Annotated in this window: 18 protein-coding genes; 1 reads left to right on the top strand and 17 read right to left on the bottom strand. The window is 61.0% G+C overall.

Annotation, left to right across the window (positions count from 1 at the left end; genetic code table 11):
- Positions 1-167 precede the first annotated feature (167 nt).
- The 10 genes from sucD to sdhC form a co-directional block, all read right to left on the bottom strand.
- Positions 168-1,070 (bottom strand): succinate--CoA ligase subunit alpha, encoded by a 903-nt coding sequence (gene sucD / locus GA0061103_RS28845; protein ID WP_068388874.1) that lies wholly within the window; start codon positions 1,068-1,070, stop codon positions 168-170.
- Between the two features lie 12 nt (positions 1,071-1,082).
- Entirely contained in the window at positions 1,083-1,574 is a 492-nt protein-coding gene (locus GA0061103_RS28840; RefSeq protein WP_092717469.1) for a DUF1579 family protein, read from the bottom strand.
- A gap of 5 nt (positions 1,575-1,579) precedes the next feature.
- Complete coding sequence (gene sucC, locus GA0061103_RS28835) at positions 1,580-2,773, bottom strand: ADP-forming succinate--CoA ligase subunit beta (RefSeq protein WP_092717466.1); 1,194 nt, start codon at positions 2,771-2,773, stop codon at positions 1,580-1,582.
- A 27-nt stretch (positions 2,774-2,800) separates the two neighbouring features.
- Positions 2,801-3,763: a malate dehydrogenase gene (gene mdh, locus GA0061103_RS28830; protein WP_015341411.1), complete on the bottom strand. Its 963-nt coding sequence runs from the start codon at positions 3,761-3,763 to the stop codon at positions 2,801-2,803.
- A gap of 180 nt (positions 3,764-3,943) precedes the next feature.
- Positions 3,944-5,107: a cell division protein ZapE gene (gene zapE / locus GA0061103_RS28825; RefSeq protein ID WP_092717463.1), complete on the bottom strand. Its 1,164-nt coding sequence runs from the start codon at positions 5,105-5,107 to the stop codon at positions 3,944-3,946.
- A 65-nt stretch (positions 5,108-5,172) separates the two neighbouring features.
- The gene (locus GA0061103_RS28820) at positions 5,173-5,700 is read right to left on the bottom strand and encodes a protease inhibitor Inh/omp19 family protein (protein WP_075853829.1); all 528 of its coding nucleotides are present in this window, start codon (positions 5,698-5,700) and stop codon (positions 5,173-5,175) included.
- Positions 5,701-5,947: 247 nt separating this feature from the next.
- Entirely contained in the window at positions 5,948-6,727 is a 780-nt protein-coding gene (locus GA0061103_RS28815; protein WP_075853671.1) for a succinate dehydrogenase iron-sulfur subunit, read from the bottom strand.
- Positions 6,728-6,744: 17 nt separating this feature from the next.
- Positions 6,745-8,601 (bottom strand): succinate dehydrogenase flavoprotein subunit, encoded by a 1,857-nt coding sequence (sdhA, locus tag GA0061103_RS28810; protein WP_092717460.1) that lies wholly within the window; start codon positions 8,599-8,601, stop codon positions 6,745-6,747.
- A gap of 7 nt (positions 8,602-8,608) precedes the next feature.
- Positions 8,609-8,989, bottom strand: a complete 381-nt coding sequence (gene sdhD, locus GA0061103_RS28805) for a succinate dehydrogenase, hydrophobic membrane anchor protein (protein WP_092717457.1) — start codon at positions 8,987-8,989, stop codon at positions 8,609-8,611.
- 65 nt (positions 8,990-9,054) lie between these two features.
- Positions 9,055-9,453, bottom strand: coding sequence for a succinate dehydrogenase, cytochrome b556 subunit (sdhC, locus tag GA0061103_RS28800; RefSeq protein WP_092717454.1), 399 nt, complete (start codon positions 9,451-9,453; stop codon positions 9,055-9,057).
- Between the two features lie 303 nt (positions 9,454-9,756).
- Here sdhC and GA0061103_RS28795 point away from each other — a divergent pair, with 303 nt between their 5' ends.
- A complete protein-coding gene (locus GA0061103_RS28795) occupies positions 9,757-10,155 on the top strand; it encodes a hypothetical protein (protein ID WP_092717451.1) in 399 nt (132 codons plus the stop codon).
- 6 nt (positions 10,156-10,161) lie between these two features.
- Here GA0061103_RS28795 and GA0061103_RS28790 read toward each other — a convergent pair whose 3' ends face one another.
- The 7 genes from GA0061103_RS28790 to tsaD all read right to left on the bottom strand — a co-directional run bounded on the left by GA0061103_RS28790 (position 10,162) and on the right by tsaD (position 14,493).
- A complete protein-coding gene (locus GA0061103_RS28790) occupies positions 10,162-10,812 on the bottom strand; it encodes a class I SAM-dependent methyltransferase (protein ID WP_092717448.1) in 651 nt (216 codons plus the stop codon).
- Between the two features lie 18 nt (positions 10,813-10,830).
- Complete coding sequence (locus GA0061103_RS28785; RefSeq protein WP_092717445.1) at positions 10,831-11,262, bottom strand: EVE domain-containing protein; 432 nt, start codon at positions 11,260-11,262, stop codon at positions 10,831-10,833.
- A gap of 3 nt (positions 11,263-11,265) precedes the next feature.
- On the bottom strand, positions 11,266-11,559 hold the full coding sequence (locus GA0061103_RS28780) for a YciI-like protein (RefSeq protein ID WP_092717442.1): 294 nt from the start codon (positions 11,557-11,559) through the stop codon (positions 11,266-11,268).
- Between the two features lie 69 nt (positions 11,560-11,628).
- Positions 11,629-12,060, bottom strand: coding sequence for a PIN domain-containing protein (locus GA0061103_RS28775; protein WP_092717439.1), 432 nt, complete (start codon positions 12,058-12,060; stop codon positions 11,629-11,631).
- Positions 12,057-12,356 (bottom strand): hypothetical protein, encoded by a 300-nt coding sequence (locus tag GA0061103_RS28770; RefSeq protein ID WP_092717436.1) that lies wholly within the window; start codon positions 12,354-12,356, stop codon positions 12,057-12,059. The genes GA0061103_RS28775 and GA0061103_RS28770 overlap by 4 nt, the downstream gene beginning before the upstream one ends.
- A 53-nt stretch (positions 12,357-12,409) precedes the next feature.
- Positions 12,410-13,399 carry an NAD(P)H-dependent glycerol-3-phosphate dehydrogenase gene (locus GA0061103_RS28765; RefSeq protein WP_092717433.1) on the bottom strand — a complete coding sequence of 330 codons (990 nt, stop codon included), beginning with the start codon at positions 13,397-13,399 and terminating at the stop codon, positions 12,410-12,412.
- Entirely contained in the window at positions 13,396-14,493 is a 1,098-nt protein-coding gene (tsaD, locus tag GA0061103_RS28760; RefSeq protein ID WP_092717430.1) for a tRNA (adenosine(37)-N6)-threonylcarbamoyltransferase complex transferase subunit TsaD, read from the bottom strand. Before tsaD ends, GA0061103_RS28765 begins: the two co-directional genes overlap by 4 nt.
- Positions 14,494-14,534: the final 41 nt, after the last annotated feature.

Genomic DNA, 14,534 nt, shown 5'->3' with positions numbered 1-14,534 from the left:
TGCGGGCGCTTTCGCCCGTCTCCCAACTTGTTTGCATTGCCGGTTTTCGGGTCCCCGGCGACCGTATTTCGTTCGCGGCCCTTAAGGCCGTAGGTATGCACTTGCGAATTCTGAAACCGGACGGGACAAGGCGAATGCCGCCCCGTCCGGCGTTGCTATAGGTAGGCTCAGCCCTTCAGGACTTCCACCAGCGTCTTGCCGAGACGCGCCGGCGACGGCGACACGCGGATGCCTGCTGCTTCCATCGCCGCAATCTTGTCTTCCGCGCCGCCCTTGCCGCCGGAAATCACGGCGCCAGCATGGCCCATGGTGCGGCCGGGAGGTGCCGTGCGGCCGGCGATGAAACCGACCATCGGCTTCTTGCGGCCCTTCTTGGCTTCGTCCTTGAGGAACTGTGCGGCTTCTTCTTCAGCCGAACCGCCGATTTCGCCGATCATGATGATCGACTTGGTTTCGTCGTCGGCGAGGAACATTTCCAGGATGTCGATGAACTCGGTGCCCTTGACCGGGTCGCCGCCGATGCCGACGGCCGTCGTCTGGCCGAGGCCTTCGTTGGTGGTCTGGAACACGGCTTCATAGGTCAGCGTGCCGGAACGCGAGAGAACGCCGACGGAGCCCTTCTTGAAGATGGAGCCCGGCATGATGCCGATCTTGCATTCGTTCGGGGTCAGCACGCCCGGGCAGTTCGGTCCGATCAGGCGCGACTTCGACTTGATGAGGCGATCCTTGACCTTGACCATGTCGGCGACCGGAATGCCTTCCGTGATGCAGACGATGAGCGGGATCTCGGCTTCGATCGCTTCGAGGATCGCAGCCGCAGCGCCTGCCGGCGGCACATAGATGACCGAGGCGTTGGCGCCGGTTGCGTCCTTGCCTTCGGCGACGGACTTGAAGATCGGCAGCTTTTCGCCGTCCTTGCCGGTCCAGGTTTCACCGCCCTTGGAGGGGTGGATACCGCCGACCATCTTCGTGCCGTGATAGGCAAGCGCCTGTTCGGTGTGGAAGGTACCGGTCTTGCCGGTCAGGCCCTGAACCAGAACCTTGGTGTCTTTGTTGATGAGAATAGACATGCGAGGCCTTTGTTACGAGAGGTTGGAAGACGCGGAGGCAACGCGACGGTACAAGCCGCTGACGACCTCCTGCCATGTATCGCTGCCGGCGGGCGAGAACGTGACGCCCATGCGGTAGCAGTCTTCATTTTCGAACTGGAAGAGAGTGCGCTGCGCACCGCGCGGCGAGACCCGGGTCAGGACAAGCTTGTCGTCGATCCACTCGCCGGAAGCCGGCGCGGCGGGCACAAAGCCCACCGTATCGAACTGATAAAGCTTGTAGGCCTGATCCGCAGCGGCGAAGCCGAGAATATTCCGGGCTTCGAACGAGGTTTCGCCATCGCGCGTCTGGATATAGCGCTGTTCGACGAAAAATCCGCCGAACAGACACTCGGCCGTAAGCTGCGCGGTCGCCGTGCCTTCCTTCGTCCAGGCCGAAGTCGCAACATGCTCTTCTCCTTCCCAGGTGCCGGCAAAGGCACCGAGGCGAAGATGAGCAGCCGTTGGAGCGAAGGAAGCAGCCATCCCGATCAGCCCTTGACTGCCTTGACGATCTTCTGGGCGGCATCGTCCAGGTCATCTGCGGAGATGACGTTGAGACCGGATTCGTTGATGATCTTCTTGCCGAGCTCGACATTGGTGCCTTCGAGGCGAACGACGAGCGGAACCTTCAGACCGACTTCCTTGACGGCTGCGAGCACGCCTTCGGCAATGACGTCGCACTTCATGATGCCGCCGAAGATGTTGACCAGAATGCCCTGGACAGCCGGATCGGCGGTGATGATCTTGAAAGCGGCCGTAACCTTTTCCTTGGTTGCGCCACCGCCGACATCGAGGAAGTTCGCCGGCTCAGCGCCGTAGAGCTTGATGATGTCCATGGTTGCCATGGCGAGACCGGCACCGTTGACCATGCAGCCGATGTTGCCGTCGAGGGCGACATAGGCGAGGTCGTATTCGTGCGCCTGGATTTCCTTCTCGTCTTCTTCCGACGTGTCGCGCAGCGCGCGGACGTCTTCGTGACGGAAGAGAGCGTTGCCGTCGAAGGAAACCTTGGCGTCGAGAACGCGCAGGCGGCCGCTGGTCATGACGATCAGCGGGTTGACTTCCAGCAGCGCCATGTCCTTCTCGACGAAGGCCTTGTAGAGGATCGGGAAGAGCTTGGCAGCATCTTCGCGGGCAGCACCTTCGAGCTTCAGCGCGTCGGACAGAGCCGCCGCATTGGCAGCCGTCACGCCCGTCGACGGGTCGATGGCAACGGTGATGATCTTTTCCGGCGTGTCGTGCGCAACGGTCTCGATGTCCATGCCGCCTTCGGTCGAAACGACGAAGGCAACCTGACCGACGGAGCGGTCGACCAGGATCGAGAGATAGAGTTCGCGGTCGATGTCGGCGCCATCTTCGATGTAGAGGCGGTTGACCTGCTTGCCGGCCGGGCCGGTCTGCTTGGTGACCAGCGTGTTGCCGAGCATGTCCTTGGCGTTGGCGACGACGTCGTCAACGGACTTGGCGAGGCGAACGCCGCCCTTGGCGTCCGGGCCGAGTTCCTTGAACTTGCCCTTGCCGCGGCCGCCAGCGTGGATCTGGCTCTTGACGACGTAAAGCGGGCCGGGAAGCTGCTTGGCAGCAGCGGCGGCTTCATCGGCGGAGAAGATGGCAACGCCGTCCGCGACGGGGGCGCCATAGCTCTTCAACAGCGCCTTGGCCTGGTATTCATGAATGTTCATGGGTCTATCCCTGTTGGAACGCGGAAATTACTTCAGCGACGGCGCGATCGTGGCGCAGGCTTCGCAAAGACCGGCAACGGCTGCGACCGACTTGTCGAAGGCTTCCTTTTCGGCCTTGTTCAGGTCGATTTCGATGACGCGCTCGATGCCGCCCGCACCGATGACGGTGGGAACGCCGACATACATGTCCTTGACGCCATACTGGCCGTCGAGGTGAGCGGCGCAAGGCAGGACGCGCTTCTTGTCCTTGAGGTAGGATTCAGCCATCGCGATGGCGGAAGCAGCCGGAGCGTAGTAGGCCGAGCCGGTCTTCAGCAGGCCGACGATCTCGGCGCCGCCGTCACGGGTACGCTGGATGATTTCTTCGAGGCGCTCGGCCGTCAGCCAGCCCATGGTAACGAGGTCGGTCAGCGGGATGCCGGCAACGGTGGAGTAGCGAGCGAGCGGAACCATCGAGTCGCCGTGACCACCGAGAACGAAAGCGGTGACGTCTTCGACCGAGACGTTGAATTCCTTGGCGAGGAACAGGCGGAAGCGCGAGCTGTCGAGCACGCCGGCCATGCCGACGACCTTGTTGGTCGGCAGGCCCGAGAACTTCTGCAGCGCCCAGACCATGGCGTCGAGCGGGTTGGTGATGCAGATCACGAAAGCGTTCGGGGCATACTTCTTGATGCCGGCGCCGACCTGTTCCATGACCTTGAGGTTGATGCCGAGAAGATCGTCGCGGCTCATGCCCGGCTTGCGGGGAACGCCGGCGGTGACGATGCAGACGTCAGCGCCTTCGATCGCGGAATAGTCGCTGGCGCCGGTGAGGTTGGCGTCGAAGCCTTCGACCGGAGAAGACTGGGCGATGTCGAGACCCTTGCCCTGAGGAATGCCGTCCGCGATGTCGAACAGGACGATGTCGCCCAGTTCCTTCAGGCCGGCGAGATGCGCCAGCGTGCCACCAATCATGCCAGAACCAATAAGTGCGATCTTGTTGCGCGCCATTTCGGTGTATCCTTTGCGATCAAAATCCGTGGCGGGACACCGTGACAGGCATCCACAATAGCCGCCAATCGCATAGACCCAAAGGTCGAAATTGGCAATTGATTATTTTGAGATCAGGAATTTCAATCGGTTAGATCGAAAAATTCTTACGTAAACGTAAGTTAATCTGTCACCGAATTGTTACTCGGCGGCGCGCTTGGCCGGAGTCTGAGCGAGATATTCGGCGCTGCGCATCTCGAAAAGCCGCGATGCCGTGCGGTCGAATTCGAAGCCCTCGGTCCCCCGCCGCTCCTCGAGCAGATCTTCCGGCATGGCAGCCGCGGAGACGTAGAGGCGGATATTATGGTCGTAGAGCGCGTCGATCAGAATGATGAAACGCTTCGTCTGGTTGCGCTTGTCCGGCCCGAGCTTCGGCACGCGATCGAGGAAGATCGTGTCAAAACGTTCGGCGATGGCGAGGAAATCGGCAGGACCGAGCGGCGCGTCGCAGAGATCGGCGAAGGAAAAACGCGCCATGCGGTCGACGGCCAGCGGCACATGGATGGAGCGCCCCTTCATCGGGATTTCCACCGGCTGCGCCTTGCGCCCGTGCAGCGCCTGCATCCAGGAGGCATCCATCGCCATGTCGGTGCGCTGGTCGAGCGGCGTCAGATAGACGGGCTGACTGTTCAGCTTCTCCATGCGGTAATCGGTCGGCGAATCCAGCGTCACCACATCGACATGCTTCTTGAGGAGATCGATGAAGGGCAGGAAGAGGCCGCGATTGAGCCCGTCACGATAGAGATTATCGGGCTCGACATTCGAGGTGGCGATCAGTACGCAGCCGAGCGAGAACAGCTCGGAAAACAGCCGCGACAGGATCATCGCATCGGCGATATCCGTCACCGTAAATTCGTCGAAGCACAGCAGTTCGGCTTCGGCATAGAGATCGGCGGCGACAGGCGGTATGGGATCGGCCTGCTTGGTCTCGCCGTTCTTGAATTTCAGCCGCTGCGCCGCAATGCGATTGTGCACATCGGTCATGAACTCGAAGAAATGCGCCCGGCGTTTCTTCTGGCAGGGCGCCATCGAGAAGAACATGTCCATCAACATGGTCTTGCCGCGCCCGACGCTGCCGTGAATATAGAGGCCCTTGATCGTCTCGACCGACTTCTTGCGTGCGGCAAACATCCAGCCGAGCGCGCTGCTCTTAGCTGCAGGCCGCTTGCGCTTGAGATCGGCAAGCACGCGGTCCAGCATTTTCGCCACATCCATCTGCGCCGAATCCACCTGGAGGGATCCGGACGCCGTCAGCGCCTTCAGCTGTTCGCAGACGCTGATCGAATAGTCTGGCATGGGCTGCATGGGGAAATATCCGCCTGTGCAAAATGAGGGCGCACCCGAAGGGTGCTGCCCCTTTCAAAATAAGCTTATCGGCTGAGGCTGAGCGGCTGGCCGGAGGCAGTCGAACCGTCAAAACGCGAATCGGCCGTCTTGTAGACCGTACCGATCGTCGAACCGTCACGATTCTTCAGGAGAACCTGCTTGCCGGACACTTCCCACGACCCCATGGAGGTGAGTTCGCCCGCACAGCCGCGCGTACCGCCGCGCGAGCCGCTGCCGAGGTTGGTCAGCGTCAGGAACATGTCGCAGCTCGATCCGCCGTTGCTCACCTTCCAGCTGCCGACCATCGATTCCTTCGTGACATCCATGGCCGAAGCCGCCATTGCCTGCTGCTGTGCCGGATTGGCCGCATTCGGCGCGCTCGCCGGCGCCGCCGGGAATTGCGAACCGTTGCCGGCGCCGGGAGGCGGAAGCTGGCTGGATTGTACGGAGGGAACAGGCTGAGCCTGCAGTGGTGCCGGAGACGAATAACTGTCGTTATTGTATGCCGTGCGCTGGCAACCGGCAAGCGACAGGCCAATCACCGCAGCCGTCACTGCATATCTAAACTGCATCATCACACTCCTAAATGATTGTCCACCGCTGACATCTGCAAAGTGATGTTTAATGATGTCCGAATTATCGTATTTCACTTTGGTTAATCAAGTCGATACCGCCACAAATTGCCGAAGGCCATAGCTGGACAAGAATCGGGTGGTTTCAAGGCTCAACTCACCGAACCAGAGGCAAAATAGACGCGAGCGGCGAATTTCGACGCCCCCTAGGCATTGAGGGCGCGTCGAAAAAGATCGGAGCAGCGGGTTAGACCCGCCGCTCGACCATCATCTTCTTGATTTCGGCGATTGCCTTGGCCGGGTTCAGACCCTTCGGGCAGGTCTGGGCGCAGTTCATGATCGTGTGGCAGCGATAGAGGCGGAAGGGGTCCTCGAGATTGTCGAGGCGTTCGCCCTTGGCTTCGTCTCTGGAATCGATCAGCCAGCGATAGGCCTGCAGGAGGACAGCCGGGCCGAGATAGCGGTCGCCGTTCCACCAGTAGCTCGGACAGGAAGTCGAGCAGCAGGCGCACAGGATGCACTCGTAGAGACCGTCGAGCTTCAGGCGATCTTCATGGCTCTGCTTCCATTCCTTGGCCGGCGGCGGCGAAACCGTCTTCAGCCAGGGCTCGATCGAGCGGTGCTGGGCGTAGAAGTTCGTCAGATCCGGCACAAGGTCCTTGACGACGGGCATATGCGGTAGCGGATAGATCTTCACCGTGCCCTTGATCTCGTCCAGACCCTTGGTGCAGGCGAGCGTGTTGGTGCCGTCGATGTTCATCGCGCAGGAACCGCAAATGCCTTCGCGACAGGAGCGGCGCAGCGTCAGCGTCGGATCGATCTTGTTCTTGATGTAGAGCAGACCGTCGAGCACCATCGGGCCGCAATCGTCGACATCGATATAATAGGTATCGATGCTCGGGTTCTGGCCGTCATCCGGGCTCCAGCGATAAACGCGGAATTCGCGCGTATTCTTGGCGCCGACCGGCTTCGGCCAGACCTTGCCTTCGCGCATCTGAGAGTTCTTGGGGAGAGCGAGTTCAACCATGGTCAGTTCCTCTCAGATCAGTACACGCGTGCCTTCGGCTCGATCTTGTGCGGATCGATGCCTTCGGCGATCAGGTCGGTGTGAACCGGACGATAGTCGAGCGTCACGTCGCCTGCCTCGTTAACCCAGGCGAGCGTATGCTTGCGCCAGTTTTCGTCGTCACGGCCGGCGAACTTGCCCTCAGTATAGTCCTCGCGGGCATGCGAGCCACGGCTTTCCTTGCGGGCCTCGGCGCCATAAATCGTCGTGATGGCGTTGGCCATCAGATTGTGCAGCTCAAGCGTCTCGACGAGATCGGAGTTCCAGATCAGCGAGCGGTCGGTGACCTTGATGTCGGCCATTTCCTTCCAGATTTCCGAAAGGCGGCGGCAACCGGATTCCAGCGATTCCTGGGTGCGGAACACGGCGGCGTCTTCCTGCATGGCGCGCTGCATTTTCTCGCGCAGTGCTGCCGTCGGTGTCGAGCCGCTGGCGTGGCGCAGGCGATCGAAGCGATCCATGATCTTGTCGCAGGCGGCGACATTCACAGGCGGAACCGGGCTGTTGCGGTCGATGACCTGGCCGGCGCGGATGGCAGCGGCACGGCCGAAAACCACAAGGTCGATCAGCGAGTTGGAGCCGAGGCGGTTGGCGCCGTGCACCGAAGCACAGCCGGCTTCGCCGACGGCCATCAGGCCCGGCAACACGCGCTCCGGATTGTTGCTGTCGGCGTTGAGCACTTCGCCCCAATAGTTCGTCGGAATGCCGCCCATGTTGTAGTGAACGGTCGGCAGGACCGGGATCGGATCGCGAGTCACGTCGACACCAGCAAAGATGCGGGCGCTCTCGGAAATGCCTGGAAGACGCTCATGCAGCACGGCCGGATCGAGGTGGTCGAGATGCAGGAAGATGTGGTCCTTGTTCTTGCCGACGCCGCGGCCCTCGCGGATTTCCAGCGTCATGCAGCGCGAAACGACATCGCGCGAAGCAAGGTCCTTGGCCGAAGGAGCGTAACGCTCCATGAAGCGCTCGCCCTCGGAATTGACGAGGTAACCACCTTCGCCGCGTGCACCTTCGGTAATCAGGCAGCCCGAGCCGTAGATGCCGGTCGGATGGAACTGCACGAATTCCATGTCCTGCAACGGCAGGCCGGCGCGGGCCACCATGCCGCCACCGTCGCCGGTGCAGGTATGGGCAGACGTCGCCGAGAAATAGGCGCGGCCATAGCCGCCGGTCGCCAGCACCACCATCTTGGCGGCGAAGCGATGGATCGTGCCGTCATCGAGGCACCAGGCGACGACGCCGGTGCAACGGCTGCCATCGTCGGACATGATGAGGTCGAGCGCGAAATATTCGATGAAGAATTCCGCATTGTTGCGCAGCGACTGGCCGTAGAGCGTGTGCAGAATGGCGTGGCCGGTACGGTCGGCGGCGGCACAGGTGCGCTGCACCGGCGGTCCTTCGCCGAAATTCTGCATGTGGCCGCCGAACGGGCGCTGATAGATCTTGCCTTCTTCGTTGCGCGAGAAGGGCACGCCATAATGCTCGAGCTCGTAGACGGCCTTCGGCGCTTCCATGACCATGTACTGCATGGCATCGACGTCGCCGAGCCAGTCGGAACCCTTGACGGTGTCGTAGAGGTGCCACTGCCAGCTGTCCGGCGTCATGTTCTGCAGCGAGGCGGCAATGCCGCCTTGCGCCGCGACCGTGTGCGAACGGGTGGGGAAGACCTTGGTGATGCAGGCCGTGCGGAAGCCCTGCTCGGCCATGCCGAGCGTGGCGCGCAGGCCGGCGCCGCCGGCGCCGACGACGATCACGTCATAGGAGTGATCGATGTACTTGTAGGCTTTCCCGTTCTGGGCAGCCCCATTCTGAGCAGATGAGTTCGGTGCCATGATGCAATTATCCTACGAACGCGATCTTCAGAATGGCGAAAAGACAGAGCCCGGCCATGATGATCGCGAAGAACGTGTTGAGCATGAGAAGGACGATCTTGCCGAACTCGCCGTGGACATAGTCCTCGATGATGACCTGCATGCCGAGCTTCATGTGAATGACGCCGGAGAGCACCATCAAGCCGAAGATCACGGCCACGATCGGGTTCGAGATCGCATGCACGACTTCCGCGTAGGGCGCGCCGGCATAGATGATCAGGAAGATGACGAAGAAGAGGAAGAGGGGAACGTTGGCAACGGCGGTCAGGCGCTGGCGCCAGAAATGATCGGTGCCTTCCTTGGCGGAACCGAGACCGCGGACTTTGCCCAGAGGAGTGCGCATATCCATGAGAAATATCCTTTAAAGCATGATCCCGAAAGGCGCCCGAGCGCTTCCGGGAACGATCATGCCAATCAACCCAGGCGGATGGCGATGCCGATGATCCAGACCAGCGCGGTCAGACAGATCGAGGCGATGAGCGTGAATTTGGCCATCTTCGTCGAGACGGCGGGATCAAAACCATGCCCGAGATCCCAGATGAAATGACGGAAGCCACCCAGCATATGATGCAGCAGCGCCCAGGTATAGCCGAGCAGGATGATGCGGCCGATGATCGTGCCCATGATCCAGTTGACCAGCTCGAAATAGCCCTGTCCCGTCGCGGCGGCGATCAGCCACCAGGCAACCAGCACCGTGCCGAAGTAGAGCGCGCCACCGGTGATACGATGGACGATCGACATGACCATGGTGGGGATGGGTTTGTAGATTTGCAGATGCGGCGACAGAGGCCGGTTTTGTGTGACGTTCGCCATCAGAACCTCGCGGCGTTACGATACGCTTAGAACCCGGATATCCGGGGCAACGCGCGCGCAGAGATGCGCAGTGTGCGTTGCATCATTGCGACCATTAATCACACAGACGTCCATCGACAAGCACAATTGATGCCTGCATCGAATTTAATCGATTCGGATCGCTCTGCACTTTAGCGAGCATGCAACCACGGACTCCCCATTCCGGGCTATTTACCATTTCGGCAACCCTGGCGTGGACTTCGCGGCAGTCTTGGGGCAATCTGCCGTTAAGATTTCATTAACCGATCGGAAGCGGGGCGAATCATGAAGCCGCATCTTTTCAAGGCAGCAGCGCTTATTTTGGCGGCAGCCGCTCTTTCCTCGACGCCGACTTCGGCCAGCGACTATCGCCACTGGCACCATCACGATCGCTCCGGCATCGTGCGCCTGCACCAGATTTCGGAACCGCAGGGTGGCGCACGACAGCAACCAGCCAGAATCGTGATGATGGAGCGCCGCGACGCCGCGAGTGCCGGCAGCTATGCCGGCTCAGCCGACGTCTATCGGGCCGATGGCGGCACCTATGTTATCGGCTATGGCGGCTACAATCCTTATGCCCGGCCCGCTGCGATGCAGCTGCGGCCGAAGGCGAAGGTCATCGATGTTCGCTATGCCGGCAATCCCTGCTCGTATGAAGCGGGCGTCTGCGTCATCCGGCACTGATGATTCTCAACCGGCAAGAAACCGCCAGACCGTCGTTTTCTTGACTTCGCTATCCTCAAGCGCCCGCGTCACCGGCACCTGATAGGTCGCCTGCTCTTCCAGACGATCCTTGGGAAGATAGGCTCTGCCGGGATCGCCGACCAGAATGGTCCTTCCCTCGCCTGCCAATCGCCGGAACCAGGGAACGAGGCTCGCGGCAAAATCGCGATCATAGAAGACATCGCCGGCAAGAATGACGCCCGCATCCACGGCCTGCCCGACAATATCGTCGCCGGAGAAATCCAGGGCCACGCCGTTTTCAACGGCATTGAGCCGGATTGCCGTGCCTGCCCAGGGATCGATATCGATGGCTAGCACATGCCGCGCACCCGCACGCCTGGCGGCAATAGCGACAAGCCCGGAGCCGCTGGCAAAATCGATCACCGTTTTACCGACAACGATCCCCGGGTGATCGAGAATATAGCGCGCCAAGCCCTGGCCGCCTGCCCAGGCAAAGGCCCAGAAGGGCGGCGGCAGGCCGATCTCTTCCAGCTCCTCTTCCGTCTTCAGCCAGAGCTCATGCGCCTCGCTTGCCAGATGCAGCCGGATTTCCGGCACATGCGGCGGCGCCATCAGGCTGGTATTGGCACGGATGAAGCTTTCCGGATCGGTTTTCAACGAACCCCACCCACCGAATCAGGCCGGAGGGTTATCCAGCCCGCCCATGCGGCAGACTTCGAGCCACTCGTCATCGGTCACCGGCTGCACCGAAAGCCGCATGGAAGTGACGAGCGCCATCTGCGAAAGCTTTGTGTTGGCCTTGATGTCCTTGAGGGTCACGGGCTTCGGCATGTCGCGGACGGCGCGGATGTCGACGCATTCCCAGCGCGGATCGTCCTTGGCGGTCGAATCCGGATGCGCCAATGCGCAGACCTCGACGATGCCGACGACTTCGAGCCCGTCATTGGAATGATAGAAGAAGCCCTTGTCGCCGATCTGCATGGCCCGCATGTTGTTGCGGGCGAGATAGTTGCGCACGCCGGTCCACTCGGTTCCCTTTTCGCCGGCATCCTTCTGCTGCTGCCACGACCAGGAGGACGGCTCGGATTTGTAAAGCCAATGCGCCATCTCTCATGCCTCCGGCTTGTTGAAGACCCAGTTGAATGGCTTGACCTCGACGCTCTCGAACAGGCCGGCCTTCGTATAGGGGTCCGAATCGGCAATCGCGACCGCCGCTTCGACGCTTTCCGCCTCGACGATCACCAGGCTGCCGTTCGGCTTGCCTTCTTCATCGAGGAACGGACCTGCCATCTTCAGCGTGCCCTCGGCATTGAGCTTGTTCAGATGCTCCACATGCGCCGGGCGCGTCTCCATGCGGACATTCAGGTGACCGGGCTTGTCCTTGCAGACAAAGGCGAACAGCATTGTTTAATTCTCCCAAGAAAATCGAAAACTATTGATGGTGATGGATAAAGCCTCGATCACGAGAGGTCATCATATTTCTGCGCAGAGCGGATTGATGATATCTAGGCCCCAGAAATCGGCTTCATTATGGGTCGCGATAACGCAATCGTTCGCAATTGCAACGGAGGCGATCAACATGTCCATAGGGTCGCGTTGTCTGCCCGCTATCCTGCCCTCGGCCATGAGTTGCGCCCAGATCAAAGCAGCATCCTCGTCAAAGGAAAGAATGCGTCCCGCAAAATATGCCAGCGGTCCCTGACCGCCGAGAAACCATGCTTCAAGATCATCACGCTTACGTCCCGCCGGCATGATCAGGATGCCGCGCCGAATTTCGGCAATTGTGGACGCTGCTATAAAGAGATCATCATCCACCTGACCCTCTAACCAACGTGCAAGATGGGGCGACGGCTCAGGTTTGATTGTATTGCTGATGATGTTCGTGTCGAGCAAATAGCGTGTCAAAGATCAATCTCGCGCACTTTGCCCTTCACCCTTTCAAGATCGAGATCCGCTCCAACAAGCGGCGAGCTGCGCAGCCAAGCGTAAACACCGCCCTTTTTCGGCGGCTCTCCCGAAACGGTCTTCGTTAGAACATCGCGAATACGGGCCGACTCGGCGCCACCTTCAGCCAACCGTCGCGCAGTTTCTCTGAGGAGAGCCTTGTCACCATCGAGCCCCAGCACCTCGAATCGTGCCAAACCGCGCTCGCCAAGACGGGAGCGGTAATTCTGGACTGCGCGTTTCTGCGAAACGGTCATCGGGGGCCTCCTGTATATCCAGTAATATATCCAGAGCGACGCAGCTATACAAGCTATTCCGTGGTGATCGGCCGTGTCATCAATTGCCCGATGGCGGATGCGATGTCGAGCTTGCCGTCGATGATGGCGGAGACTGCGTCGGTGATCGGCATGCCGACGCCGAGCTTGTGAGCGAGCCGCGCGGCGATGGAGGCGGCATAGGCGCCTTCGACCAGCGTGCCGTGCGCCGGATCGACGGTGTCACCCTGGCCAAGCGCGATACCGAATCTGAGATTGCGGGATTGATGGCTGGTCGCCGTCAGCACGAGATCGCCAAGGCCGGAAAGCCCGCGCACGGTCTCTGCCTTGCCGCCCTTGGCCGCGACGAAGCGCGACATTTCGGCGAGGCCACGGCTGATCAAGGCAGCACGGGCGGAATCGCCGATGCCCCGGCCCTCGACGATGCCGCAGGCGATGGCGAGAACATTCTTCAGCGCGCCGCCGAGCTGCACGCCGATGCGGTCGTCCGAGGCGTAAAGGCGGAAGGTCGGGCCGGAAATCGCCTGTGCAAGCCTTTCCGCGACGGCCATGTCTGCGGCAGCGATTGCCATGGCGGTCGGCAGGCCCTTGGCGATGTCGGCGGCAAAGCCCGGGCCGGAGAGCACGGCGATGGCATGCAGCGGCAACTCCCGCTCCAGCATGTCGGTCAGGAGATCGCCGGAAACCTTGTCGATACCCTTGGCGCAGGTGACGACGATCGCATCCTTGGCAAGATAAGGGCCATAATGCCGGGCGGCATCGGCCTGCGCCTGCGACGGCATGGCGAAAAGAACGATGCCAGCATCGGAAATGGAATCTGCCTCGGCCGAAAACTGTAACGAATCCGGCAGTGCGATCCCGGGCAGAACGGCATCATGCATGCGGTCGGCTGAGAGATCGGCCATCAAGCCTGCATTGCGACCAACGAGAATGACCTCGCTGCGGCCGGTCAGCGCGATAACTGCCGCAAGCGCCGTACCGAAAGCGCCGGCGCCGATGACTGCGATCCGCTCGTTGCCGCTCATGCCTTCGCTCCTCGTTTGCCGTGTCCGAGCAGGGTCTCCGCCTTCTGATCCAGTGGCCAGCGCGAGCGCGGCTGCACATCGAGATCGTCAGGGGCGGCACCCGTCGCCATGCGCTCCAGTCCGGCCCAGGCGATCATGACGGCATTGTCCGTACACAATCTCAATGGCGGCGCGATGAAGCGGAAGCCGTTGGCATCGCAAAGCTCCTGTAGTGTGCGACGCAGCTCAAGATTGGCGGCAACACCACCCGCCACCACAAGCGACGGCTGTTCCGCCGTTTTGGGAAACTCCGTCTTGAAGCGCTGCAGGCCACGGCCGATGCGGTCCTTCAGCGTGCGTGAGATCGCCTTCTGGAAGGAGGCACAGATATCGGCGATATCCTGCTCCGTGACGGGTGCAATGGCGGTTGCCGCCTGCCGAACCGCCGTCTTCAGCCCGGAAAAAGAGAAATCAAGGCGCGTTTCGCCGACCAGTGGCCGCGGAAGGTCGAAGCGATCGGGATTGCCATTCCTGGCCGCTGCTTCCACAGCCGGGCCGCCTGGATAAGGCAACCCGAGAAGCTTCGCCGTCTTGTCGAAAGCTTCGCCGAGAGCATCGTCAATGGTGGTGCCCCAGCGCTCGTACTGACCGACGCCACGCACCAGGATCAGCTGGGTATGGCCGCCGGATACGAGCAGCATGAGATAGGGAAAGGCAAGCCCGTCCGTCAGCCGCGCCGTCAGCGCATGGCCTTCCAGATGGTTGATGGCGTATAATGGCTTGCCGGTGGCGCGCGAGATCGCCTTGCCGGTCATCAGCCCCACGAGCAGCCCTCCGATGAGGCCTGGACCGGAGGTAGCGGCAATGGCATCGACGTCTAAGAGCGACACATTGGCGCGTTTCAATGCCTCGTCGATCAGCGTATCCAGCGCCTCGACATGCGCCCGCGCAGCGATTTCCGGCACGACTCCGCCATAGGCGCTATGCTCGTCCAATTGGCTGAGGACGACATCGGAACAGACCGTGGGCGTGCCGTCATCCCGGCGCTCGACAATGGCTGCAGCGGTTTCGTCGCAGCTTGTTTCGATGCCGAGAATGCGAAGAATGGATGCCATGGAGAAAGTTCGTTGCCTACAGGTCGATTGCGGTAAAGCGG

The organism is Martinezella multihospitum, assembly GCF_900094585.1.
Lineage (GTDB): Bacteria > Pseudomonadota > Alphaproteobacteria > Rhizobiales > Rhizobiaceae > Rhizobium > Rhizobium multihospitium.
The sequence above is the reverse complement of the archived record's forward strand: the minus strand, read 5'-3'. Positions and strand labels throughout refer to the sequence as shown.